Origin of the sequence: Rossellomorea sp. FM04394, assembly GCF_041889765.1 — a bacterium.
In the GTDB taxonomy this organism is placed as follows: domain Bacteria; phylum Bacillota; class Bacilli; order Bacillales; family Bacillaceae_B; genus Rossellomorea; species Rossellomorea aquimaris_B.
In genome coordinates, this window is sequence record NZ_CP168654.1 from 4,136,057 (window position 1) to 4,158,911 (window position 22,855).

The following is a 22,855-nucleotide window of genomic DNA, read 5'->3' on the forward strand; positions in this document are numbered from 1 at the left end:
AGTACCTCTTTTCTATTCACTAAAATGACGCATAATAATTTTATATGAGTGCTTTGCAGTATAATTATTCTCTAAAAATTTTCTTGAGTTCTTCCCCATTTTCTTTCGCTTAGGTACATTGCATAATTCACTTAGATGATTATTAAATTCCTCAAGTTCTCCACTTTTACACCATTTACCAAAATTTCCTTTTTCAATAACTTCTCTAATATCCGTATTGTTATCTGTTGCTGCCAATATAGGCATTGAGGCTTGCATATATGAAAGAAGTCTTGATGGAAAGTTTGGTATAGTAAATCTACTATCTAAAAATATTAGTCCAACATCGCATGAATTAGCTAATATCTCATAATCTTCTTTAGGCAATTGGGCAAATAATTGTGCATTGGATAACTTTTCATTAGAAAAAAAAGTATCAAGCTTATCAAACTCCGTACCGGATCCAGCAATAACGAAATATGCTTGGTCATTTGCTTTGTTGGCTCTCAAACACTTCATTAAGAAGTCAATACCTTGGGGTTTTCCTAGGTTTCCACCATAGATAAATATAGTTTTATCAAGTGGTATGTTATATTTCCTCTTTATTTCCAGAGCCTTGGTTTCATTTTTTTCAATCTTTAGGGGTTCTATGCTGTTTGGACATACCTCTATAATTTTAGTGGATAGTTCGGGATTATGTTTTAGTATAAAATCTATATTTGCGGGCGACATACACCCAATATAGTCTGATATTTGATATAATCTTTTTTCTTTTGCTCTAAAAAAATTATACAATACTCCTTTAACCCCATTTTTCTTTAACATACCGAGATCTACAGCGTTTTGAGGGAAAATATCTTTGAGTAGCAAATACGATTTAGCATTATCTCGTTTTTTTACATAGCTAACGGCTTTTTGCAAAGTAATAGGTGGTGTTGAATATATGACTAGATCAAATCTGATGTCTGAAAAATATTCTTTAATTCCTTTTTTGAATTTTGATTCCAATGTTAGGGTTGAGAGACCCTTTTCAAATATATTAGTTTTTTGAATATTACCTATTTTCAATTTTAGTACTTTGTAATCCCCATTATTTATCAATTGTGTCTTTTGTTGGTTACGCTTCTCTGTAGGAGATATAATATAAAGTTTATGGTTATCTTTTACAAACTCTCGCATTAAATCAGTATAAATATTATTGTTTTCAATAGTTTCAAAATCTAATAGTGTTAGGAATAAAACATTCATAATTTTTACTCTCCCAAAAATTATTGCAATATTAAAAGAAAACTTTTACTTATATAGACTGTTTAAAGATTCTGTATTACATGGGAAAATTATAGTTAATTATAAGAATAAAAACCTTTTTTAGTCTTTCTCCCTAATTTCCTTTCTGTTACTAATTCTTCTAAAGTCTTTGAAATCTGAATATTAGTATTAGAAGAAGATTGAAGTTCTCTTAGAATAGATAAAGTAATATCATTCCCAATTAAATCTGATAATTTTAATGGGCCAACAGGAAAATTTGCACCTAATTTCATTGCATTATCAACGTCTTGAGGGGTGGCTATTCCTTCTTCCACAATCTTTACGGCTTCGTTTATCATTGGTATTAATAAACGGTTGACTATGAATCCAGGTGAGTTCTTAACTAATACATATTCTTTATTTATTGAGGTAACCAGTTCTTTAACCCATGAAACGACGCTGTCTTCTGTTTTTTCCAAGTACGATATCTCCACAAGTTTCATTACTTGAACCGGATTAAAAAAATGTAATCCAACAACTTTATTTAATGGAACGATTCCTTCAAATACAGCGGACACAGATAAGGAAGAAGTGTTAGTAGCAAATATTGTTGATAGTGATTCAGTGTGCTTGCAAACTTCTTGCATAACCTCTCTTTTATAAGTTGAATCCTCAGCCATAGCCTCAATTATCAAATCACAATTACTTAATTGGTCAAACGTATTCGCAGTAGTTATTCTCGCTGAAATTTCTTCAACATTTTTAATATTATATCTCTCTGCAACTTTTTTAATTTCATTTCTTAATTCTGAAACTTCTAAGTTACGACTAATAGAAACTAGTACAACTTCTACATTATTCCTAGCGAATTCTATCGCTATACCTTTGCCCATTGTTCCTGATCCAATAACAGCTATCATCTATTCAAACTCCTTCATTAATTGCTAAACTTAATCGGCTTTGCTGGAGCTCCAACGGCTGTACAGTTATCCGGTAAATCCTTAACCACTACAGAACCTGCGCCAACCACCGTATTTTTTCCAATTTTAACTCCCTGAATAATCGCAGAACCTGTACCGACACTTACAGATTCATCAGTTACAACGAAACCAGAAACATTAACGCTTGGAAGTACTGTAGTGTAATCCCCTAATGCAGCGTCATGTCCAATAGTACAATCTAAATTAATTATTACATGGTTACCAATCTTAATATCCGTTGTGATAATGTTGGCGGCACAAATAATAGATCCTTCTCCAAACGTTACTCTATCAGAGTGGATGACACTCGGATGGATAAGAACAGGAAAAGTGTTATTACTACCATTTAGTCTTTCAATAGTTCTCTTTTTAGTAATCGGATCACCAATAGCACAAACTACATTCAGCTCTTGAGTTTTTAACCATTCAATATCACCTAAAACTTTGTAGCCATTCATTTCTGTTCCATGGATTTCTTTGTTATCATCAACAAACCCCAAAATGTTCCAGTCGTCATTTACCTTATTAATATCCTCAATCAACCAGGCTACCTCTCGTCCAAAGCCGCCTGCACCAATAATAACTATGTCTTTCATAAATTATTCCTCCGTTCCCGCATTCCCTTTAAATGCTTCCATGGTTGCTGCTGTTTCTGAATTAATCCCTTCTCTTACAAAAACCTTCTTTAAAGTAGTAAAAATAACTTTCACATCACCAATAAAACTCACATGATCTACATAATGTACATCGAGATCAAATTTATCTTCCCAACCAATAGCATTCCTACCACTCACCTGAGCCAAACCGGATAACCCTGGTCTAACTTCATGACGACGCTTTTGACGCTCATTATAAAGAGGCAGATACTGTACCAATAATGGTCTAGGTCCTACTAAGGACATATCTCCCTTTAAGATATTAAAAAGCTCCGGAAGTTCATCAAGTGACGTAGAACGCAGGAACCTTCCAAACTTCGTTAACCTAACACTGTCAGGCAGTAATTCTCTATTATGATCTCTTTCATCCGTCATCGTTCTAAACTTATACATCATAAAAATCTTTTCATTCAGTCCTGGTCTTTCTTGTTTAAAAAGGACTGGACTACCTAATTTAATTCTCACAAGGATGGCCACTATAGGAAAAACTGGAATAATAGTAAGAATGATAATAGCAATTAACGAAAGAATGAAATCCATCGGCCTTTTTATAAACCTTCTATAAATACCCCCCTGGGAATTATTCATTATTTAATCCACAACCCTTTAAAAATCTCCACAACTCTTTCCAAATCCTCATCCGTCATCTTTGTATCAGACGGCAAACAAACACCATTCTCAAACAACTTCTCCGAAACACCAGCCCCAACAAAATCATACTTCTCAAAGAACGGCTGTAAATGCATCGGCTTCCAAATTGGTCTCGATTCAATATTTTCTTTTTCAAGAGCATCCATAACATCTATCGGTCTTACATGACCATTCAAAGTCATCGAACTTAACCAATAATTCGGCTCATCCCATTCATTACTAGGCATAAAATCAACCCCATCTAGTTCACCAAGCTCTCTTTTATAAAAATCAAAGATATATCTCTTCATCTCAACTCTCTGATCTAACACTTTAAGTTGCCCTCTACCAATACCAGCGACCACATTACTCATCCGGTAATTAAACCCTAATTCGCTATGCTGATAATGTCTTGCTTGGTCTCTACTCTGTGTAGCCCAAAATCTTGTTTTCGCAATACGTTCTTCATTATTTGAAACTAACATCCCACCACCAGAGGTAGTGATGATCTTATTTCCATTAAATGAGAAAATCCCGTAATCACCGAACGTTCCTGTATGTTTACCTTTGTAATAGGTACCTAAACTCTCAGCAGCATCTTCTATCAGCGCAACATTATGCTTCTTACAAAGCTCTACTATTTTATCCATATCAGCAGATAGTCCATAAAGGTGAACCACAATCACTGCTTTCACTTCAGGATACTTTTCGAAAGCTTCTTCTAAAGCTTTAGGACACATATTCCACGTCTTATAATCACTATCTATAAAAACAGGAATAGCATTTTGATAGATAACTGGATTCGCTGTAGCAGAGAATGTTAGGGTCGGACAGAAAACGATGTCTCCTTCCTCCACTCCAGCCGCTCTTAAAGCTAAGTGGATAGCACCAGTACCCGAAGATAGGGCTGCTGCAGCTTTAGAGCCAACTTTAGCAGCCAGTTCCTTTTCAAACTCATTTACATTCTCTCCAAGAGGAGCGATCCAATTGGTATCAAAAGCTTCTTTTACATATTCCATTTCATAACCCTCATCACTCATATGTGGTGATGAAAGAAAAATTCGATCTCGCATACTATAAATCTTCCTTTCACAATTATGTAAATGCTTATAGATACTCTTTAACATGTTTAATTTACATTTTTAACCAAAACGCGCTCTTTTTTATTCGCTAACTCTAGTACATAATTTGAAAGATATTTTGGATCGAAATCAGTATGATTCTCTATCAAGTTTGATACTCTACCATACTCAAAATCCACCGTCTTCCCAATAAAAATCTTCGGAAACACAGCCTCTCCATGTACCTCATTCTCACCCAATAATTCCTCATACATCTTCTCTCCAGGACGAATCCCGGCATATTTAATCCCGATTTCTTCTATTGAATAACCGGATAGTTTAATCAGATTTTTCGCCAGATCCACGATTTTGACCGGTTCACCCATATCCAGTACGAAGATCTCTCCACCACGAGCCAAAGCACCCGCCTGCATGACGAGTCGCGATGCTTCAGGAATCGTCATAAAGTATCTCGTCATATCCGGATGGGTAACGGTAACCGGTCCACCTGCTTGAATTTGCTTTTTAAATAATGGAATAACACTTCCGCGACTTCCAAGTACGTTACCAAAACGAACCGCAACGAAATTGGTTTGGCTTTGTTTGTCCAGATTCTGAATGACCATTTCAGCGATTCTTTTCGTTGATCCCATTACGTTTGTAGGATTAACAGCTTTATCAGAGGAAACAAGCACGAACGTTTTAACTCCAAATGTATCAGCTGCTTCTGCTACATTCTTCGTACCGATAACATTGTTCTTCACGGCTTCTTTCGGGTTATATTCCATGAGTGGTACATGCTTATGAGCTGCCGCATGATACACCACATCAGGTGAGTGACTCGACATGACTTCAAAGATGCGAGAACGGTCTTGTATATCTGCAATAATCGGAATAATTTCAAACTCTGTTTTATATTTATTTCTAAGCTCCATATCAATTCCGTAAATCGAGTTTTCCCCGTGCCCTAATAATAGAAGCTTCTTGGGTTTGAACTTACTAACCTGCCGACAGATTTCGGATCCGATTGACCCGCCTGCCCCAGTAACGAGAATGGTTTTACCAGTGAGTTTTTCAGATATGCTTTGTGTATCCAGTTCTACGGGATCTCTCCCTAATAGGTCTTCCACTTGGACTTCCCGGAACTGATTCACTGACACCTTGCCTGAAACGATATCTTCAATCATCGGCATGATTTGCGTTTTCGCATTGGTTTTGCTGCATTCTTGATAGATTTTTTGAATTTCAGTTTTGTTGAGTGAAGGTACTGCAATAATAATGTTTTCTATTTTCAGCTTTTCGACCAATGTCGGAATGTCTTTTGTTTTTCCATGGACGGTGACCCCGTAGATCTGAAGCTTTTGTTTCTTTGGATCATCATCGACGAATCCTACTGGCAATAGTTCTGCATCGTGACTCTTCATGAACTGGCGCACGAGCATAGACCCGGCGGAACCCGCACCAATGATTAGAGCACGTTTCTTTTCTTGTTTCGTTTTCATATAGTAATCCCTGTACATTCTCCAGGAGAATCGAGAGCCTCCAATGAGAATAATATGTAGCATCCACGTAACGCCCAGTATTCTTACATACACATCACCGTTAACAATGAACTGAATGGCTCCTGTTGTGAGGATCGACCACGTGATTCCACGAACGATGGCCAGCATTTCACCTACACTGGCATACTCCCACGCTTTCTGGTACAAACGGTAAACGAAAGCAAACAGATGATGCGTTGCAAGTAATGCTGCAGAGGTAAGAACGAGTGTCGGAAGTGTACTGTTTAACGTAAAGGTAGGAACGACAAGATAATAACCGATATAAATAGCTGTTAATACAATCATGGAATCCAGTAGCATCAGCATGGAAACTCGTTTCGTATAACTCAATTGGACCTCTCCTTTTTTCTGTTTTCGACAAAATAAATACCTAAGGGAAAAATATAATCGTATATTCTTTCCTTAGGGATTTATATTCTCTTAGATTCTTTTAGTCTTTTTTCAATAGCTTGATTGATCAGTTGTTGAATTTCTACTAATTGCTCGGTTGAAGCATCCTGGTAAATGTAGCGTATCGCTTTTTTGATGCTTTTAGGCATTACGTTAAAGCTTTTCAATCTTATTCTCCTTATAACCATTTCCCTCTTACTAACAAAATATGAAATCATTACATAAGGCGTTTTCATTATTTATCTTTACAGCTCTCAATTAATATAGTAAATATGGGCATCTAACCCTTCCTCACATCCCACCACTGACGACAAGCGTCTAAGGTTAAAGCATCTAGTCTTTACCCACGGTGTGACCGAGTGCCTCCGGTGATAATGGTAAGGAGACATTCCCAAAATTCTACTGTTGGTTTTGTGCAACATTTCATTTCTATTTTACCAACGACAATAGTACCTTAGGACCTTATTGATTCTATTCTGCTTCTCTTAAAAAATGCCCAGGAATTTTCTCTTTTTTATCTTCTCTGGTATTTCTTTATAGATGTTCTTTCCTTCGATCAGCAGCTCTGCGTTTTCTGTAAAGTAATAGATCATGTCTATTCCGTACTTTTTCTCTAGTGTATCCATGGCCTCTTCCATCTTGAAAGAGCGATTATGTATATTGTGTGCGTCTGATGCAATGAAGTGTGTCAGGTTGGCTTCTATCAGTTGTTGTGAAAATCTCTGGATGTTCTTGCCGAAGTAGCCTGTGAGGCTGGATGCCGTCAGTTGAGTGGCAGCGCCGTTTTTGACCAGGTTGTATAGTTTGTCCGGCCGCTCGATTAGTTCTGCGTTTCGTTCCGGATGCACGATGATGGGGATTAGCCCTTCATTTTGCAACTCGTAAAACAATCTGTCTGCATATCTTGGTACTGAACTCGAAGGGAATTCGATAAATATGTATGGGGAAACTCGGTTTAAAGACAGGAGCTTTCCATCATGGTAGTCTTCAATCATTTCTCCGAATATTCTGCATTCTTGACCCGGGAGTACTTTCAAATCAATCTTCTCTTGTTTCAGGTGATCGTTGAGGTCATCCACCCTATGGAGAATATCGACCCGTTCATTCTCATATTGTCCGTTCATATGATGAGGAGTCGCGATGATGATATCGATTCCTTCCGACACGGCAAGCTTGGCCATATCGACACTATCCTGCATGGTTCGAGCTCCGTCGTCCACGCCAGGTAAGATATGACTATGTATATCAATCATCGTCATCCTCCTCACATTTGTTAGTTCTTTCGACTTATCTCAACATCTACCATTTTACTATACTAGGTATTTTTGTAAACGGGTGAAATTTGTCGAATGGCAACTATTTCATTGTTATCTTTTACCATAATAGTAATAATAGCTTGTATCTTTCACTTCACGGTTGTTCAGGATGACTCCAAGCAGCTTACCTTTAGCTGATTGCAGGAGTTCTTTCGCTTTCTGGGCACTTTCGATTTCCGTCGTTCCGGAGCTGACTACAAGGACTGAACCGTGACACTGGTTGGCCAGGACTTGAGCATCGGTCACCGCTAATACTGGAGGCGTATCGAAAATAACCAGATCGTAATCAGCGTAAGCGTCCACCAGGAATTCTTCCATTGATCTCGAGCTTAAGAGCTCTGCCGGATTCGGTGGTACAGGACCGCATGTGAGCAGGTCTAAATGGTCGACATCCGTTTGGTAAGCAACTTCTCTAAGGGTTTTTTGTCTAGTAAGAACGGTTGTGAAACCAAACGTATTGTTCACATTGAACGTGTAATGAGCCGTCGGTTTCCGCATATCCGCATCCACAAGCAGTACGTTCTTCCCTTGCTGGGCAAATACGACAGCGAGGTTTGCCGCAGTCGTTGATTTTCCTTCCCCGGGACCTGAGGAGGTAACCATGATCGAACGCATTTCCCGATCGACGGAGGAGAAGTTGATATTGGTACGGATCGTTTTATACTGTTCAGAAATCGGTGACTTAGGCGATGTTTTCGTAATCAACTTACGCTTCGTGTTCATCATAAGCTTCTTCAGTTTCTTATTCTTACCCAACCTTCTCACCTCTTTCTCTCGTAGTACGATCCGAGCGGCCACTCTTTTCTTCTTTCACATCATCGATTATGGCGATGGAGCCCAAAACCGGCAGTCCCAACACTTTCTCTACTTCTTGTTCCGTTTTCACTGTGTTATCCAGGAATTCCAATAAGAAGGCAAGTCCGACACCGATCATTAAGCCCACTACTGTTGCGATGGCGATGTTAAGAACCGGTTTCGGTTTGATCGGCGATTGCTTTTCGCCTACTTCCGCTTTTGCTAGGATGCTGACGTTATCGACATTCATGATCTTCGTAATTTCAGTTTGAAAGACTTCCGCTGTTTTGTTGGCGATATCTGCCGCCGTTTGCGGGTCTGTATCTGTAACGGAAAGGTTGATCACCTGAGATTCCGCTTCACTTCCAACGGTGATTTTCTGATTAAGCTGGGAAGCATCATATCCATTATTCAGATCGTTTGCTACCTTTTCCAGAATGGCAGGGCTTTTAATGATGACATTATACGTATTGATTAATTGCAGATTCGTTTGTATTTCACCAGGGTTGTATGCCGGCTGTTCGGATTTCGCCTGGTTTACCAACAGCTGAGTGGAAGATTGATAGATCGGCGTCAATAGAAAAAAGCTTACCGCTCCACTTACCAAAATCGCTGTCAGGGTAATTAAAATGATTAAACTCATGCGCTTACGTAACGTTTCCATCAACTCGCGCAAACTGATCGTTTCTTCCATAACTTCCTCCCTAAGATAAGAAAAAATATGTAAAATATTGTGGATTCCTGTTGTATTTTCAGAATTTTGTTGTCATAATTTTAATCAAAATGTAACATTTCCATACTTATCTATTAAACTACAAATACTGTCAAAAAGAAAGAGTAAATAAGGAATTGGAAATGTTTTCTTTGAATTTTTTTTATTACAAATGGGGGTCTAAAGTATGAAAACCTTTTCATTATTTCTATTAGGAATAATTTGTGCAGGTGTGCTTGTTTACGGGAATATGTATTGGCAGGAAAGAACCTCTGTTTCAAGTGAAGAAAAATCGACAGTTGTTACAGAATCAGCCTCTGAGGAAAAAGTGACTGACAATGAGAAAGATGTTGACTCTCTCATGGGAAACTGGCCCGAGGAAGCTCAAGCTACTTTTAAGAAAACGGTCGCTACTGGAAATCCATATAAGCTGGCTATCGTCGGTTCCCTTGCACTTGGGGCAGATGAGAACGGCTGGAGTGAACAAGTGAAAACAGAACTGACGGATACATACCGAGACACCATCGAAGTGAAAATCTTTCAATACGACACCACCTCTTTGACATTCGTCAATGGAGAAAACGTTGACGAGGTACTTGAGTATGAACCACAGCTTGTCCTGTTCGAACCATTTGCGTTGAACGACAATTCAAATGGTGTGGGCGGAGAGAATAACCAGGAAAGCATCCAGATCTTTGAACGTAAGCTGAAAGAACAAAATGAAGAAGCTGTATTGATCCTGCAGCCTACTCACCCGATTGCCGGGGCTACGTATTATCCGATGCAAATCGAGGAGCTTAAAGAGTTTGCTGAGGAGAATGGGATTCCTTATGTAGATCATTGGAGCGCTTGGCCGGTGGATGATGAGGAAGCGTTGGGTGAGTTGTTGGTGGATAGTCAGGAGATGCCGAGTGAGGAAGGGCATGCGGTGTGGGCTGACTATTTGGTGGAGTATTTTATTAATGAGTGAATGGGAATGAGCTTGAGGTTGGTTGCCTCAAGTTCATTTTTTATTGATTGGAGTCACGAAGATTACGATTACCTAAAATAGAAAAAGACGTTTCTTCAAGACACGTCTTTTTCTCTATCATTATCTCTTCTCTTTCTTTTGACTCTCTATATACTTCTTTTCTTCATTTGCACTCAGCATTCCCGTTGCCTTGCCGATGTTCCCGTTCTGCATTCTCCAAATTACATTATGATCCCCAACGGCACCGGAGAAATCCCCTTCCTTCCAGCTGGTCAGGATGTCTTTATATGTCTGTTCATTTTTATAATTGTTGATCTCTAGTTGCCCTAACAAGTAATCGATGCGTTCATCCGTGATTTCAAAGAAAGACCATTTTTCCTTTGCCTTCACCTTTTGATGACTCATGGCGTGTATGTATTGCTGGATCAGATTTTCACTCAGCGGCGTCTTCACCTTTTCCCCGAATGGGTTTTCTTTTCCCGTTTTGGTTTCGGATTGTGGCGGAGTGGTTTCCACCCCGGCAGTTGAGACGACGTCCGTTTGGTTTGTATCCTCGGTTGTGCCGGTATTGTTTAAACTGCCTACGGCGATATACACCCCGATGGCCGTTAAGAGCAGGACGCTCCCCACTATGATGGCGAATGATTTTTTTCGTAGCATGTTGAAACTCCCCCTGTATGCTAGTTTCTGTAGTACTTTCTTCTATGTGTTAGGCTAAATGTCCTGCAAGGATCTGTAAACGAATTGTAATACTACCATATTTTTCATTGATACTAAAGAGATAGTCGCTAAGTTGGTTGTATTCATGGGGAGACTGCTATATAATGACTCAATGTTTGTAAATTGATTTCCAGTCTACATAAAGGGAGTTTTGATAGATTTGAAGAATCAGACGTGGTTGTCGGTTCAGTTCTTTGCGATTTTTTTCACTTGGGGAATTTTCATACCTTATTGGACAGCGTGGCTGGTGGAAAGTAAGGACTTTTCCATCTCGGCAGCAAGTACGGTGATTGCAGTCGGGATGATTGCGCGGTCGTTTTCGAGCTTTTTTTTATTTCCGAAATTGAGTCAGACGGTATCATTGGGACGATTGTCTCGATGGCTAGTATTGATTTCGGGGGCTGCTTTGCTGTTGTTCCTGCCCATGAATTCGTTCGGGATGATATTGGGATGTATGGTGATATTCAGCCTCGTTTATCCGATGCTGCTTCCGATGGTGGAGAGCATGGCGGCTGTGATGATGAAGGAAGATGGCATCGATTATGGACGGAGCCGTTCGTGGGGTTCGATTGGATACACGGTTGCACTGCTTGCGGTTGGGTTTTTGACGTCAATTTTTACAGAGGGCGCAGTGATTTATCTGTTATTCGGGGGGATTGTGGTCATACTGCTGTCATCCTTGGCTAAATTGCCCCAGTCCATGAGTGGGACCCGCGGTCAGGAGAAGCTCTCGTATCGTGGATTATTGAAGTCCCGTAAGTTTGTCTGGGCTATGGTGGTTGTCGTACTGATTCAGGGAGCTCATGCTTCTTACTATAATTATGGTGTCCTTTATTTAAAGGAATTAGATGTTAGCGCCGTTTATATAGGTGTGATTTTAAATATTGCCGTGCTGTCTGAAATCCTGTTCTTTGCGTTTTCAGATCGGCTATTGAAGGGCAAGAGCATTTCCGTCATGTTCATGATCGCAGCAGGGGCCGCTGTGACGCGTTGGACGTTGCTGTTTCTGTACCCTAGCGTCCCTGTATTTGTCTTTACCCAACTTTTTCACTCTTTAACCTTCGGATTGACACATTTTGCATTTATGCGGTTAATTTATGAAGAATTGGAGAGCAAGGACATCCCGGCTGCCCAGGGAGTGTATACATCACTGGGCATGGGATTGAGTACCGCGATCCTGACGTTCATCGGTGGATTCCTGTATGATATCTCGCCTGGTTCCGCGTTCCTCGGAATGGCTATTGTGGTGGTTCCTTGTGTGGTGCTTGGTGGATGGATGTATTGGAAGTATGATCGTGTGGCGGATGGTGTTTTTTCATATAAATAGAGTGATTTTTTGAGCCGTTCAGGATGTTGATCCTGGGCGGTTTTTTTCATGTGAAGGTGTTAGTGTAGACGGTCCCTTTCGTAGTTCCTGATTGGTGATGGTGGGTATATGAGAAGGAAGTAATCATTTGAATTAATTGATCCTCTATGTCGAATTTCCTCGGAAATAGTACAAATTAAAAAGCGCCCCGCCTAGGCAGGACGCTCCACTCAAATTAGTTAAATCGCTTATATCCGACAAACTTCGGATTCCAATACGTGTTGCTTAACTTCGAAATCGTCACACCGCTGTCTGAAGCGTGGATGAATTCTCCGTTTCCAAGGTAGATCCCCATGTGGCTGATGCCGGCTTTGTATGTATTCTCGAAGAATACAAGGTCGCCTGCTTTCGGGCTGCTAACAAAGGAGGATTTGCTGTAGTAACCATCTGTGTTGGTACGAGCAATCGATTGGCCCGCCTGGTTGAATACATAGTAGATGAACCCGCTGCAGTCGAAGCCGGATGGTGATGTTCCGCCCCATGCGTATGGAGTTCCTACGTATTTCTTCGCAATATCAACTACGTTTGAAGTAGGAGCAGGAGTTTGCGTTCCGCCATCAGACGTTCCTTGAATGGAAAGCTTTTGACCGACATAGATGTTATCGGAAGTTAATCCGTTCCATGACTTGATGGAAGAGACGCTTACATCATAGCGTACTGCGATATGTGATAACGTGTCACCGGATTGGACGGTGTATGTACTTGATCCTGTTGGAGCAGTCGGTGTCGTGCTTGTTCCTCCTGAAGAAACGATCAGCGTTTGACCAGGATAGATGACATCACTCTTCAAGTTGTTCCACGCTCTTAGTTCAGCCAGATACACATCGAATTTGACACCGATTTTTGACAGGTAATCACCTGATTGTACGGTATAAGTTTTGGCAGAAGTGCTGGTTGGACCTGTTACTTCAAGGACCTGATTTACATAGATCATGTCGGAGCTCAGGTTATTCCAGCTCTTCAGATTTGAAACGGATGTATCATATTTATATGCAATCACCGAAAGGGAATCCCCTGATTGAACGCGGTAAGAAGCCGCTTCCGATGAATTGACAGCAACTGACGATAGTAATGCAGCAGTAGTGAAGGCAATAATGGTTTTCTTCAAAAAAATGTCTCCTTTATCGATAATGTCGAATTTTGTTGCTTGTCCATTATGGAGGAAGAAGACTGATATTTTAATAGGCTAAAATTCTTATATGAAGAAAAATAAGGAAGAAACCCCAGTATAATAAGGTTTAGTAAATTATGGACTATTTTCCGTTATTGGTAAATCAACTGGCTATTACATATTGTTTTACTAGATAGGTGAAAGTCCTTAATTTGAAAATGAACCAGCTCATCCCCTACCTCACGCACTTTAGAAATTTATGGTTGCGCTTCCATTCATTAAATGACCACTTTATAGGGCTTTACTATCTATTCTCTCCAATATTATTCACCCTCTCACATTTCCTATGGACCAGTCGATCCCAGCCTGCCCCTCCCTATTACCCACTCCCCGATTCCATCAAGAAAATTCTGAATGACAAGACGATTTTAATAGATTAAAATAAGTAGAATTTATCTTTCTATAAACAAGGGGCGGGTTGGATTGGCGGAGAAAATTAGGCTGTCAAACTTTGAATCTCTCAGGGTACTGTCGATGGTCATGATCGTCTTATTGCATTTCGGTACCTACGGATTTTCAAAATATATCGCGATATCTGAATTAAGCACGGTGAATCAATATCTATTCCATTTCATAAAGGTGCTTTGTATCGTCGGGGTCAATGTGTATGTCTTGATCAGCGGGTATTTTTTATGTAAGTCACAATTCAAGATGAGCAAAGCGTTCCGGGTCGTGCGGGAAACATTCATTTTCTCGGTTCTTATCTTTGCCGGACTCACGGTTTTACAATTGACGGATGGCTCCTATACCAGCTTCATCAGGTCGGTATTCCCGGTGTATCTGTCCACCTACTGGTTCATCACCGTGTATATCGTATTATTCATGCTTTCACCTTATTTAAATATCTTGATCAATCAGTTATCAAAGAAAGATTACGGGAAATTTCTCTTTCTATTATTTATGATCAATTGTGTATGGCAGTTCTTTCATCCCCTGGGGAGCTTCGGGGTGAACGGCGGCTATAGCATCGTGCATTTCATTTTCCTTTATTTTGTGGCGGGGTATTTAAGGTATCACGGACAGTTTCTGTCTGGTTTCAGCAAGCACTATTATTTAAGCGTTTACATATTATTGGGAGCCGTTACGGCCCTGGTCATACTGCAAGCGTGGGAATTACCATTTAAGCTGTTGTCATATAACTCCCCTGTCATCGTGATGATGTCACTTGCGCTGTTCCTGTTTTTCTCGAAGCTTACGTTTGTATCAAGACCGATCAACCTCATTTCCGGATATGTGTTGGGGGTTTATTTGATCCATGAGCATCCGTTGATCAGGCAGCGATTGTGGAATAACGTGATGGAGTGGATGAGCACCGGGAATGAGTCTTTATTGATTGTTCAATACCTGCTGTATGCGGTCGTGGTATTCGGAATTTGCCTGGGGATTTCTTATGTGGTTTATTCGATGATCAATTATAAGACATTCTTGAAGAAAAAGGATCCGGTTAAGAAAGTGAAGATGGCCGGTTGATGGCATCCATATTGAAAGAGAGCACGCCGGCTGGCAATCAGCTGGCGTTTTTTGATTGGAATTTCTGACGAATTGTCTGAAAGTGGTTTACATTTAGTGAAAACAGGTAAATTTACATATAAGTGTAAACTATTTAGGAGGGGTACTCTGGAAATCTTGATGTATTTGTTTAATATTCTAATAGCTGTTTATTTGTTTGTGGATGCCAAAAAGCATAACAAAAATCCATGGTTGTGGGGGATTCTTGGACTGCTGTTCAGTTTCATCACATTAGGGATCTACTGGATTATAACGGGCAAGAAACTTTTGGGATGGTTGATTCTCATCGCCTATGTCATCTGGATCATATTAGGGATTATCGGGGTAGTGGCATTCGGTTTGTTCGAAGCCCTGAGTTAAATTTTATGATGTAAATATATCTGCTTTGTATGGCAAATGTCTTTTTTACAACCCGAAAGGAGGCTCCATATGTGGGAAGGACATACGGAGAAGGTCGATAAAGGTTTTGAACTGATTTATTTTAGACTCAGTTATAGAAGGAAAATGATTCGGACCCTCTGGATGACCCTGCTTCTCCCTGTTTCATATTTTCTACTAAGATTCATGGGCCTGGACCTTTTCTACACCTGGATCTTTATGGCGGTCTTCTTGCTTGGTCATCTGGCACAACTTTATTATAACTACTATATGTGGAACAAATATGAGAGAGATCGTAAAGAATAGATTCTGATTGGAGACACTTTTCCTGGTTGCAGGGGGTGTCTTCTTTTTTGTTTAGGATAGAAAGATATATATAAATCACCACTCAACCTAAATAATGTTGTTTGCAAATTTCTTGTTTTACTTGATTCCATTAAGGATACATGCTCAGAAAGTTGATTGGAGCGGAAGGATGCTCGACTCCTGCGGGAGTAGCTGGACAGTATGAAAAGTGGAGGGGCTTTGCCCAGGGGCGACAAGCATAAGGTGAGTCTGCCGGAAAGGCGCTCTTTGCCTTTTTGGCAGACTTGGCTTATGACCTCGAGCCCCTAAGCCCCGTAGCTGGACAGGTGAGACCCAGGAGGCGCAGCCGAGGAGGCTCACCGCCAGCCCCGCGGAAAGCGAGCATCCTGGAGCGGAAATCAACTAGCACTCTCTACCTACAGGGGTTGTTTGGACCACATCCAAATGAAAACGGCTACACTTTTCCATTGACAACTTGTATATACATGAATACAATAAAACTATATCTTGTATATACAACAAGACCCAAATAGGTTGAAAGCGTTTCGTTTTATCGGTAGTTTTTTACGAAAGCATAGAGAGAAGCGTTTTCCACATACTATTTAGGGGAATTCCATTAATAGAAATGAAAGCGGGTTCAAGACAACTTTCGACAACATTCGAGAGTTGCCATGCACCATCACTAAGGGAGGGAATTTCATGAGCGTGAAACGTGAAGACGTTCTGGAAATCATTGAAGCGATTGGCGGCAAGGATAACATCCGTACGGCCACTCATTGTGTGACTCGTCTTCGGTTAGTATTGAATGATGAGAAAAAAGTTGATAAGGAAAGATTAGAGGCGATTGATTTAGTGAAGGGTTCATTCTCTTCCAATGGTCAGTTCCAAGTTGTCATCGGACAAGGTCTTGTAAATAAAGCGTATCAAATTTTAGCAGAGGAAACGGGGATCGAGCATGCATCCAAGCAGGATGTGAAAGATGCCGCCACTCAAAACCTGAATCCATTGCAGCGTGCGATCAAGGTATTGGCGGATATCTTCATCCCGATCCTGCCGGCGATCGTAACGGCCGGTTTGTTGATGGGTCTTAATAACATTTTAACCGGGCCGGGGATTTTCTATGATGAGAAATCGGTCATTGATGTTCATAAGCAATGGGCTGATTTCGCATCGATCATCAACTTGATTGCCAACACGGCCTTTGTATTCTTGCCCGGGTTGATCGGTTGGTCAGCGGTCAAGCGTTTTGGGGGAAGTCCATTACTCGGTATCGTATTAGGTCTTATGCTTGTTCATCCAGACTTACTTAACGCTTGGTCTTATGCAAGTGCAGAAAAGATTCCTACGTGGAACTTATTCGGATTTGAAGTCGACAAGATCGGGTATCAAGGACAAGTCCTGCCGATTCTATTCGCTTCCTATTTATTAGCGAAAATTGAAATGTTCCTGGATAAGAGAGTTCATGATTCCATCAAGCTATTGGTAGTTGCGCCAGTTGCACTCTTGATTACTGGATTTGCTTCCTTCATCCTGATTGGCCCGGTAACGTTCTTTATCGGTAACCTGTTAACAGACGGTGTGGTTTGGGTGTTTGACTCTGCTTCATGGTTAGGTGGACTGCTGTATGGTGGTTTGTATGCGGTGATGGTAATCACAGGTATGCATCATACCTTCCTTGCAGTAGATTTACAGCTGGTCGGAAGCCAAGGAGGAACATTCCTATGGCCGATCCTTGCACTATCTAATATCGCACAAGGCTCAGCTGCCCTTGCGATGATGTTTGTAGCGAAGAAAGAAAACGAAAAGCTTCGCGGCCTTGCAGGTACATCTGCCATCTCGGCTTATTTAGGAATTACGGAACCGGCGATGTTCGGGGTTAACCTGCGCTACCGCTACCCATTCATCAGTGCCTTGATCGGTTCTGCCATTGGTGGTGTACTGTTAGCGATGACAGGAACAAAAGCCTTCTCCATCGGTGTAGGTGGATTACCTGGATTCCTATCGATCATTCCTGAATACTGGCTATCATTCTTCATCGGAATGGCCATCTGTATCGTCGTACCATTCGTCCTGACAATGGTATGGTCAAAATTCAGCAAAAACGAAGCAGCCTAATAAATAGAAAAAGAAAACAGTTGTAACAACTTGTATATACAAGTTAAACTAAGGGGGACAAATCAATTCAGCCACTCACCTGCTTCTCAGGTTACGTGTGATGGATGATTGTCTCCCTTTTGTTTAGGGACGGACCTCCTGAAATCCTGTAGTGGGGCGGGTTGGTCGGTCCTAAGGGTCAGATATCAGAGGAATATGTGTTGGAGGTCCGTCCCTCTTGGCGGATCTTAAAATAGCAAAATCGCAGAAGAGTCATGTTTGACGGCCATGATTCTGTATGAGTGAAATCGATTGAGGTCCGTCCCTCAAAATTTAATCTAGGATGGTGTTTTAGGTATGAAGCAGCCTTGGTGGAAGAAGTCGGTTGTGTATCAGATTTATCCGAAGAGTTTTTATGATACGTCGGGGAATGGCGTTGGTGATATTAAGGGGATTACGGCGAAGTTGGATTATTTGAAGGAGCTTGGGGTTGATGTGGTTTGGCTGACGCCGATCTACAAGAGTCCTCAGCGTGACAATGGGTATGACATTAGCGATTACTTCAATATTCATGATGAGTATGGGACGATGGAAGATTTCGATGAGCTATTGGAACAGGCTCACGAGCGTGGGATCAAGATCATCATGGATATCGTGATCAACCATACCTCCACGGAGAATCAGTGGTTCATCGAGTCCCGTAAGTCGAAGGATAACGAGTACCGGGACTTCTATATTTGGAAGGACGGCAAGCCCGATGGTTCCGAGCCGACAAACTGGCAGTCCAAGTTCGGTGGCAACGCATGGCAGTATGATGAGGAAACTGGTCAGTACTACCTTCACCTCTTTGACGTGACGCAGGCTGACTTGAACTGGGAGAACGATGAGGTCCGCAAGAAGCTTTATGACATGATGCACTTCTGGTTGAAAAAAGGCGTCGACGGTTTCCGCTTAGACGTTATCAACCTAATATCGAAAGATCAGAATTTCCCTGAGGATGACGGTTCCGTGGCTCCTGGAGACGGCCGCAAGTTCTACACAGACGGTCCCAAGGTCCACGACTATATGCAGGAGATGAACAAGGAAGTCTTCTCTCAATACGACATCATGACGGTTGGTGAGATGTCTTCTACAACAATCGATCACTGCATCAAATACTCACGCCCTGACCGGAACGAGCTCAGCATGACGTTCAACTTCCACCATCTGAAAGTGGATTATCCGAACGGGGAAAAATGGTCGGTAGCTGACTTTGATTTTCTTAAACTAAAGGAAATCCTATCTACCTGGCAGCGTGAAATGAATAAAGGCGGTGGCTGGAATGCCCTGTTCTGGTGCAACCATGACCAGCCCCGTATCGTGTCCCGCTACGGCAATGATGGTAAGTACCATAGTGAATCGGCGAAGATGCTCGCGACGACGATTCATATGATGCAAGGTACCCCTTATATCTATCAAGGGGAAGAGTTCGGAATGACGAACCCTAAGTTCACAGGCATTGATGAATACCGTGATGTTGAGTCGATCAACATCTTCAATATTTTGAAAGAGCAAGGTAAATCCGAAGAAGAGATTTTAGAGATTCTTCGACATAAATCCCGTGACAACTCAAGGACTCCTGTGCAGTGGAACGGTGATGAGAATGCCGGATTTACGAGCGGAACTCCTTGGATCCCAGTGGCTAAGAATTATAAAGAAATCAATGCAGAACAAGCATTGAAAGACGAGAATTCTGTCTTCTATCACTATCAGAAGCTGAATCGCCTTCGCAAGGAATATGACATTATTGTGGACGGCGACTATCAATTGATTCTGGAAGATCACCGTGATATTTTTGCTTATGTCCGTAATGGCGATGGGGAAAAATTGCTTGTGGTGAACAACTTCTATGGTCATGAAACGGAGTTCGTTCTTCCTGATGAGGTTGAGGTTGAAGGCTGGTCGAGCGGGGTATTGTTGTCTAACTATGACGATACGGCAAATGCTTATAAGAACATTACGCTCCGTCCTTATGAGTCTGTTGTGTTTCATTTTACAAAATAATAAAGAAAAGGCATTGTTTACCCCGACAATGCCTTTTTTACGTTAAAATAATAGAAGGATTAATAAAACCATAATATGGGTATTAGGTGTTTAGTCACTCCACTTGTTAAAAAGTACTATCATCGAAATGAAAAAGAAGTACAGAGAACGCAACCCATATTGTAACAGGGAAAGGGAATGGGATGTACATGCAGACATACAAAAAGAAACTAAGAAAATCGATACGCTTTTCGCTACTACTCTACCCGATTTTCATAGGAACAATGGGTACCATTGGCCTGATTACTTTTATTACATGGATCATTCCCAAAGAAGATTTGCCCTCACTAATACCTGTAATCAGCCCGATGTTTCTATTCTTATACGGGACATGTGCAGTATCACTAATCATTAGGGCAGTATTTTTCAAGAAAGAAGGAACTGATAAACATGATCACTAGTCAGACCAACCAAAATCAACTCATTCGCGTTGCCTTACTTATTTTCTCCATTTTCATCGGGATCAGCGGAACAGTTTCCCTTAGCATTGTCACTCTGCTATTATTTCGGGATGGACAACTATCTTCACAATACCCCGCTATCATCATATTAGCTTTATTAACCTTTGCAAGTTGCGTGTTCACCTTATTCATACGCTCAAAATTTTTCAAGAAAGACAAGGAATGAGATCATCGTGAGAAGATTTTTTCAATACATACTAGTTATATAAAATGGCAACTAAAACAGATTCCAGGAGGGCTACCTATGTTCACAGACAATCCATCCCTTAAAAAGATCATTCGCACCGGCCTGCTCGTATTCGCCATCATGGGCTTCATCAGTGGAACACTGCCGCTGGCTATTATCACCCCAGCCCTGCTTTCCGGCAATCCGATGCCTGACCAGTTTCCGGCATTTGCAATTATTGCGGTTGTTAATTATGGATTCGCTATCATGTTGCTTCTGGTCCGCTCGAAATTCTTTAAGAAGAATCCCGATCAGCACACCTAATAGTAAACCGATTAAATAAACTAGTTAACATTTAGAGGCGATTGTGGGATAATAAATTAAAAAGGAGTTCCTGCCATGAGCATCACGCTAAACGTTCAAACCACCATTCAAGAAATGGAATTAAAACGAATGCAACTGCAATCCTTTGCCCAACAGGATGGATTCACGCATCCCGACACGGTGCTTCTTAGTCAGGAACTTGATGATCTATTTAACGTTTACCACCAATTGAATCAAAAATAAAAAAGGAAGGCTGCCGACGGGCACAGCCTTCCTTTTTTATTCTGCCGGTTCCTCTTCCCCTTCACTCGCCAGGAAGAAAATCGCAGCAACCTTCCATCCATCTTCTTTCTTATGGAAGACAGTCACTTGCTTACCGGAACGAGTCACTTCCTTATCGCTATTAGGGTCCTTCGTTGTCGCTTCAATTTCTGCATACACATCTGCTTTTTTACCAGCTGCATAATTGATAATCTTTACGTTTTCAACTGTACGCTTTGAATCGACGGAATCAAAGATTTGTTTTACATAACGCTCTTCGTCTTCGTATTCGAAATTCACCGGTGTCTTCGAGATGACACTCATGTATGATTCGAAGTCTTCTTCGTTAAATGCATTGATATATTGATCAAAGGCTGCGTTGATCGCCGTTTTCTCTTCTTCGGGGATACCCTCTGCTTCTTTCAGCTCGCTCGCATCCTCAACGATTTGTGTCATCTGATTCAGAGATGCCGCTTCATCTGTTGCCGGGTCTTCACTTGGCTTTACCTCTTCCGTACTGTTCGTGTTCTCTTCCTTCTTCTCTTCGTCTGCACCACAAGCACCCAATAGTAACGTACTCATGCCAATTCCCAACATGATTTTCTTCCAATGCTGTTTCGACAATGCTCTTCACCCTTTTCTAAAATTTGCGCTATCTCCATTCTATTGAAAATATTCACAACACTCAAGTTCAATCTCATTTCTTCCAATTAATTATGGTAAAATAATAGCAGGTGATATTATGACGAAAAGCAATAAATACAAACAAATCTTCGAGGATCTCTCTGAAAAAATACAGGATGGCACCTATACAGCGAATTCGATCCTGCCTTCGGAAAACGAGCTCTCGGTGATCTATGCCACTTCACGTGAGACAATTCGTAAAGCGCTTACATTACTGGCTCAAAAAGGACTCATTCAAAAGCTCCGGGGAAAAGGCTCCCTTGTACTGGATGTCTCCAGGATGAGCTTTCCGATATCGGGTCTTGTGAGCTTTAAAGAGCTGCAGACTTCGATGGGCCGGGATCAGATCGAGACATTCGTTCATGACTTCGGATTGATTGGTGCCGGTGATCAGCTTGCTTCAGTCCTTGAAACCTCTGCGACCGCAGAAGTCTGGAAAGTCGTTCGCTCCCGTCGAATCGGTGGTGAGAGAATCATTCTGGACAAGTCCTATTTCCTCAAGGAGCAGGTGCCGCTTCTGACAAAGGAAATATGCGAGAACTCCATATATGAGTATTTGGAAGGCGAGCTTGAACTTCCCATCGATTTCGCCAAAAAAGAAATCGTCGTTGAAGAATGCACAGATGAGGACCGGAAGTATCTTGACTTACACGACTATGATCATGTCGTTGTCGTGAAGAATTATGTGCACTTGAAGGATGCGACGCTGTTTGAATATACCGAATCGCGCCACCGATTGGATATGTTCCGGTTTGTTGATTTTGCACGGAGAAAGCATTAAGGTGGGTCCACTTCCTGGTTGGGGAGTGGATTTTTAATTGTCTATGTTGTCGCGGATGGGTACATCGCAAGCCGCGCAAAGAAAATTCGACACCGGGGGTCAATTCCTCTGCGAGAGGAGACTAGATCAGGAATTTCCATCCTATTTCGGCCTTCAATCCCATTGAAAATCTCATTCCTAGCTGAAACAGACAATCTAAAGCCCTAACTCAATCCAAAACCCCACCAATCAAACAAAAAAACGGCCCTTCTCA

Annotated in this window: 23 protein-coding genes; 10 read left to right on the top strand and 13 right to left on the bottom strand. The window is 41.2% G+C overall.

Annotated features, from left to right (window positions below):
• Positions 1 to 12: 12 nt before the first annotated feature.
• The 10 genes from ACCB35_RS20740 to ACCB35_RS20785 all read right to left on the bottom strand — a co-directional run bounded on the left by ACCB35_RS20740 (position 13) and on the right by ACCB35_RS20785 (position 9,311).
• Positions 13 to 1,227 (bottom strand): glycosyltransferase family 4 protein, encoded by a 1,215-nt coding sequence (locus ACCB35_RS20740; RefSeq protein WP_374055131.1) that lies wholly within the window; start codon positions 1,225 to 1,227, stop codon positions 13 to 15.
• A gap of 95 nt (positions 1,228 to 1,322) precedes the next feature.
• Entirely contained in the window at positions 1,323 to 2,147 is an 825-nt protein-coding gene (locus ACCB35_RS20745; RefSeq protein WP_374055132.1) for a 3-hydroxyacyl-CoA dehydrogenase family protein, read from the bottom strand.
• Positions 2,148 to 2,164: 17 nt separating this feature from the next.
• On the bottom strand, positions 2,165 to 2,803 hold the full coding sequence (locus ACCB35_RS20750) for an acetyltransferase (RefSeq protein WP_374055133.1): 639 nt from the start codon (positions 2,801 to 2,803) through the stop codon (positions 2,165 to 2,167).
• A gap of 3 nt (positions 2,804 to 2,806) precedes the next feature.
• Positions 2,807 to 3,451, bottom strand: a complete 645-nt coding sequence (locus tag ACCB35_RS20755; RefSeq protein WP_374055134.1) for a sugar transferase — start codon at positions 3,449 to 3,451, stop codon at positions 2,807 to 2,809.
• Positions 3,451 to 4,566, bottom strand: a complete 1,116-nt coding sequence (locus ACCB35_RS20760) for a DegT/DnrJ/EryC1/StrS family aminotransferase (protein WP_374055135.1) — start codon at positions 4,564 to 4,566, stop codon at positions 3,451 to 3,453. Before ACCB35_RS20760 ends, ACCB35_RS20755 begins: the two co-directional genes overlap by 1 nt.
• Before the next feature lie 56 nt (positions 4,567 to 4,622).
• On the bottom strand, positions 4,623 to 6,446 hold the full coding sequence (locus tag ACCB35_RS20765; protein WP_374055136.1) for a polysaccharide biosynthesis protein: 1,824 nt from the start codon (positions 6,444 to 6,446) through the stop codon (positions 4,623 to 4,625).
• Between the two features lie 80 nt (positions 6,447 to 6,526).
• A complete protein-coding gene (locus ACCB35_RS20770) occupies positions 6,527 to 6,655 on the bottom strand; it encodes a hypothetical protein (protein WP_374055137.1) in 129 nt (42 codons plus the stop codon).
• Between the two features lie 336 nt (positions 6,656 to 6,991).
• Complete coding sequence (locus ACCB35_RS20775) at positions 6,992 to 7,759, bottom strand: tyrosine-protein phosphatase (protein WP_374055138.1); 768 nt, start codon at positions 7,757 to 7,759, stop codon at positions 6,992 to 6,994.
• 114 nt (positions 7,760 to 7,873) lie between these two features.
• Positions 7,874 to 8,545, bottom strand: a complete 672-nt coding sequence (locus ACCB35_RS20780) for a CpsD/CapB family tyrosine-protein kinase (RefSeq protein ID WP_374057085.1) — start codon at positions 8,543 to 8,545, stop codon at positions 7,874 to 7,876.
• Positions 8,546 to 8,570: 25 nt separating this feature from the next.
• Positions 8,571 to 9,311: a YveK family protein gene (locus ACCB35_RS20785; RefSeq protein ID WP_374055139.1), complete on the bottom strand. Its 741-nt coding sequence runs from the start codon at positions 9,309 to 9,311 to the stop codon at positions 8,571 to 8,573.
• Between the two features lie 205 nt (positions 9,312 to 9,516).
• On the opposite strand from ACCB35_RS20785, the gene ACCB35_RS20790 reads away from it, so the two are divergent.
• Positions 9,517 to 10,299 (top strand): SGNH/GDSL hydrolase family protein, encoded by a 783-nt coding sequence (locus ACCB35_RS20790; RefSeq protein ID WP_374055140.1) that lies wholly within the window; start codon positions 9,517 to 9,519, stop codon positions 10,297 to 10,299.
• Between the two features lie 120 nt (positions 10,300 to 10,419).
• Here ACCB35_RS20790 and ACCB35_RS20795 read toward each other — a convergent pair whose 3' ends face one another.
• Entirely contained in the window at positions 10,420 to 10,959 is a 540-nt protein-coding gene (locus ACCB35_RS20795) for a DUF6241 domain-containing protein (RefSeq protein WP_374055141.1), read from the bottom strand.
• A 220-nt stretch (positions 10,960 to 11,179) separates the two neighbouring features.
• Here ACCB35_RS20795 and ACCB35_RS20800 point away from each other — a divergent pair, with 220 nt between their 5' ends.
• Complete coding sequence (locus ACCB35_RS20800; protein ID WP_374055142.1) at positions 11,180 to 12,346, top strand: 3-phenylpropionate MFS transporter; 1,167 nt, start codon at positions 11,180 to 11,182, stop codon at positions 12,344 to 12,346.
• Positions 12,347 to 12,560: 214 nt separating this feature from the next.
• On the opposite strand, the gene ACCB35_RS20805 is transcribed toward ACCB35_RS20800, so the two are convergent.
• The gene (locus ACCB35_RS20805) at positions 12,561 to 13,493 is read right to left on the bottom strand and encodes a LysM peptidoglycan-binding domain-containing protein (RefSeq protein ID WP_374055143.1); all 933 of its coding nucleotides are present in this window, start codon (positions 13,491 to 13,493) and stop codon (positions 12,561 to 12,563) included.
• Between the two features lie 486 nt (positions 13,494 to 13,979).
• Here ACCB35_RS20805 and ACCB35_RS20810 point away from each other — a divergent pair, with 486 nt between their 5' ends.
• The 7 genes from ACCB35_RS20810 to ACCB35_RS20840 all read left to right on the top strand — a co-directional run bounded on the left by ACCB35_RS20810 (position 13,980) and on the right by ACCB35_RS20840 (position 21,119).
• A complete protein-coding gene (locus ACCB35_RS20810; protein WP_374055144.1) occupies positions 13,980 to 15,026 on the top strand; it encodes an acyltransferase in 1,047 nt (348 codons plus the stop codon).
• A 51-nt stretch (positions 15,027 to 15,077) separates the two neighbouring features.
• A complete protein-coding gene (locus ACCB35_RS20815) occupies positions 15,078 to 15,425 on the top strand; it encodes a hypothetical protein (RefSeq protein ID WP_374055145.1) in 348 nt (115 codons plus the stop codon).
• Between the two features lie 69 nt (positions 15,426 to 15,494).
• Entirely contained in the window at positions 15,495 to 15,749 is a 255-nt protein-coding gene (locus tag ACCB35_RS20820; RefSeq protein ID WP_374055146.1) for a hypothetical protein, read from the top strand.
• Between the two features lie 699 nt (positions 15,750 to 16,448).
• Positions 16,449 to 17,864 carry a PTS system trehalose-specific EIIBC component gene (gene treP, locus ACCB35_RS20825; protein WP_044338389.1) on the top strand — a complete coding sequence of 472 codons (1,416 nt, stop codon included), beginning with the start codon at positions 16,449 to 16,451 and terminating at the stop codon, positions 17,862 to 17,864.
• Between the two features lie 336 nt (positions 17,865 to 18,200).
• A complete protein-coding gene (treC, locus tag ACCB35_RS20830; RefSeq protein WP_374055147.1) occupies positions 18,201 to 19,886 on the top strand; it encodes an alpha,alpha-phosphotrehalase in 1,686 nt (561 codons plus the stop codon).
• A gap of 744 nt (positions 19,887 to 20,630) precedes the next feature.
• Positions 20,631 to 20,876 (top strand): hypothetical protein, encoded by a 246-nt coding sequence (locus ACCB35_RS20835; protein WP_374055148.1) that lies wholly within the window; start codon positions 20,631 to 20,633, stop codon positions 20,874 to 20,876.
• Between the two features lie 75 nt (positions 20,877 to 20,951).
• Positions 20,952 to 21,119 (top strand): Spo0E family sporulation regulatory protein-aspartic acid phosphatase, encoded by a 168-nt coding sequence (locus tag ACCB35_RS20840; RefSeq protein WP_374055149.1) that lies wholly within the window; start codon positions 20,952 to 20,954, stop codon positions 21,117 to 21,119.
• 36 nt (positions 21,120 to 21,155) lie between these two features.
• Here the strand turns inward: ACCB35_RS20840 and ACCB35_RS20845 are convergent, their stop codons facing one another.
• Entirely contained in the window at positions 21,156 to 21,761 is a 606-nt protein-coding gene (locus ACCB35_RS20845; protein ID WP_374055150.1) for a hypothetical protein, read from the bottom strand.
• Between the two features lie 118 nt (positions 21,762 to 21,879).
• On the opposite strand from ACCB35_RS20845, the gene treR reads away from it, so the two are divergent.
• Complete coding sequence (treR, locus tag ACCB35_RS20850) at positions 21,880 to 22,602, top strand: trehalose operon repressor (RefSeq protein WP_374055151.1); 723 nt, start codon at positions 21,880 to 21,882, stop codon at positions 22,600 to 22,602.
• Positions 22,603 to 22,855 lie beyond the last annotated feature (253 nt).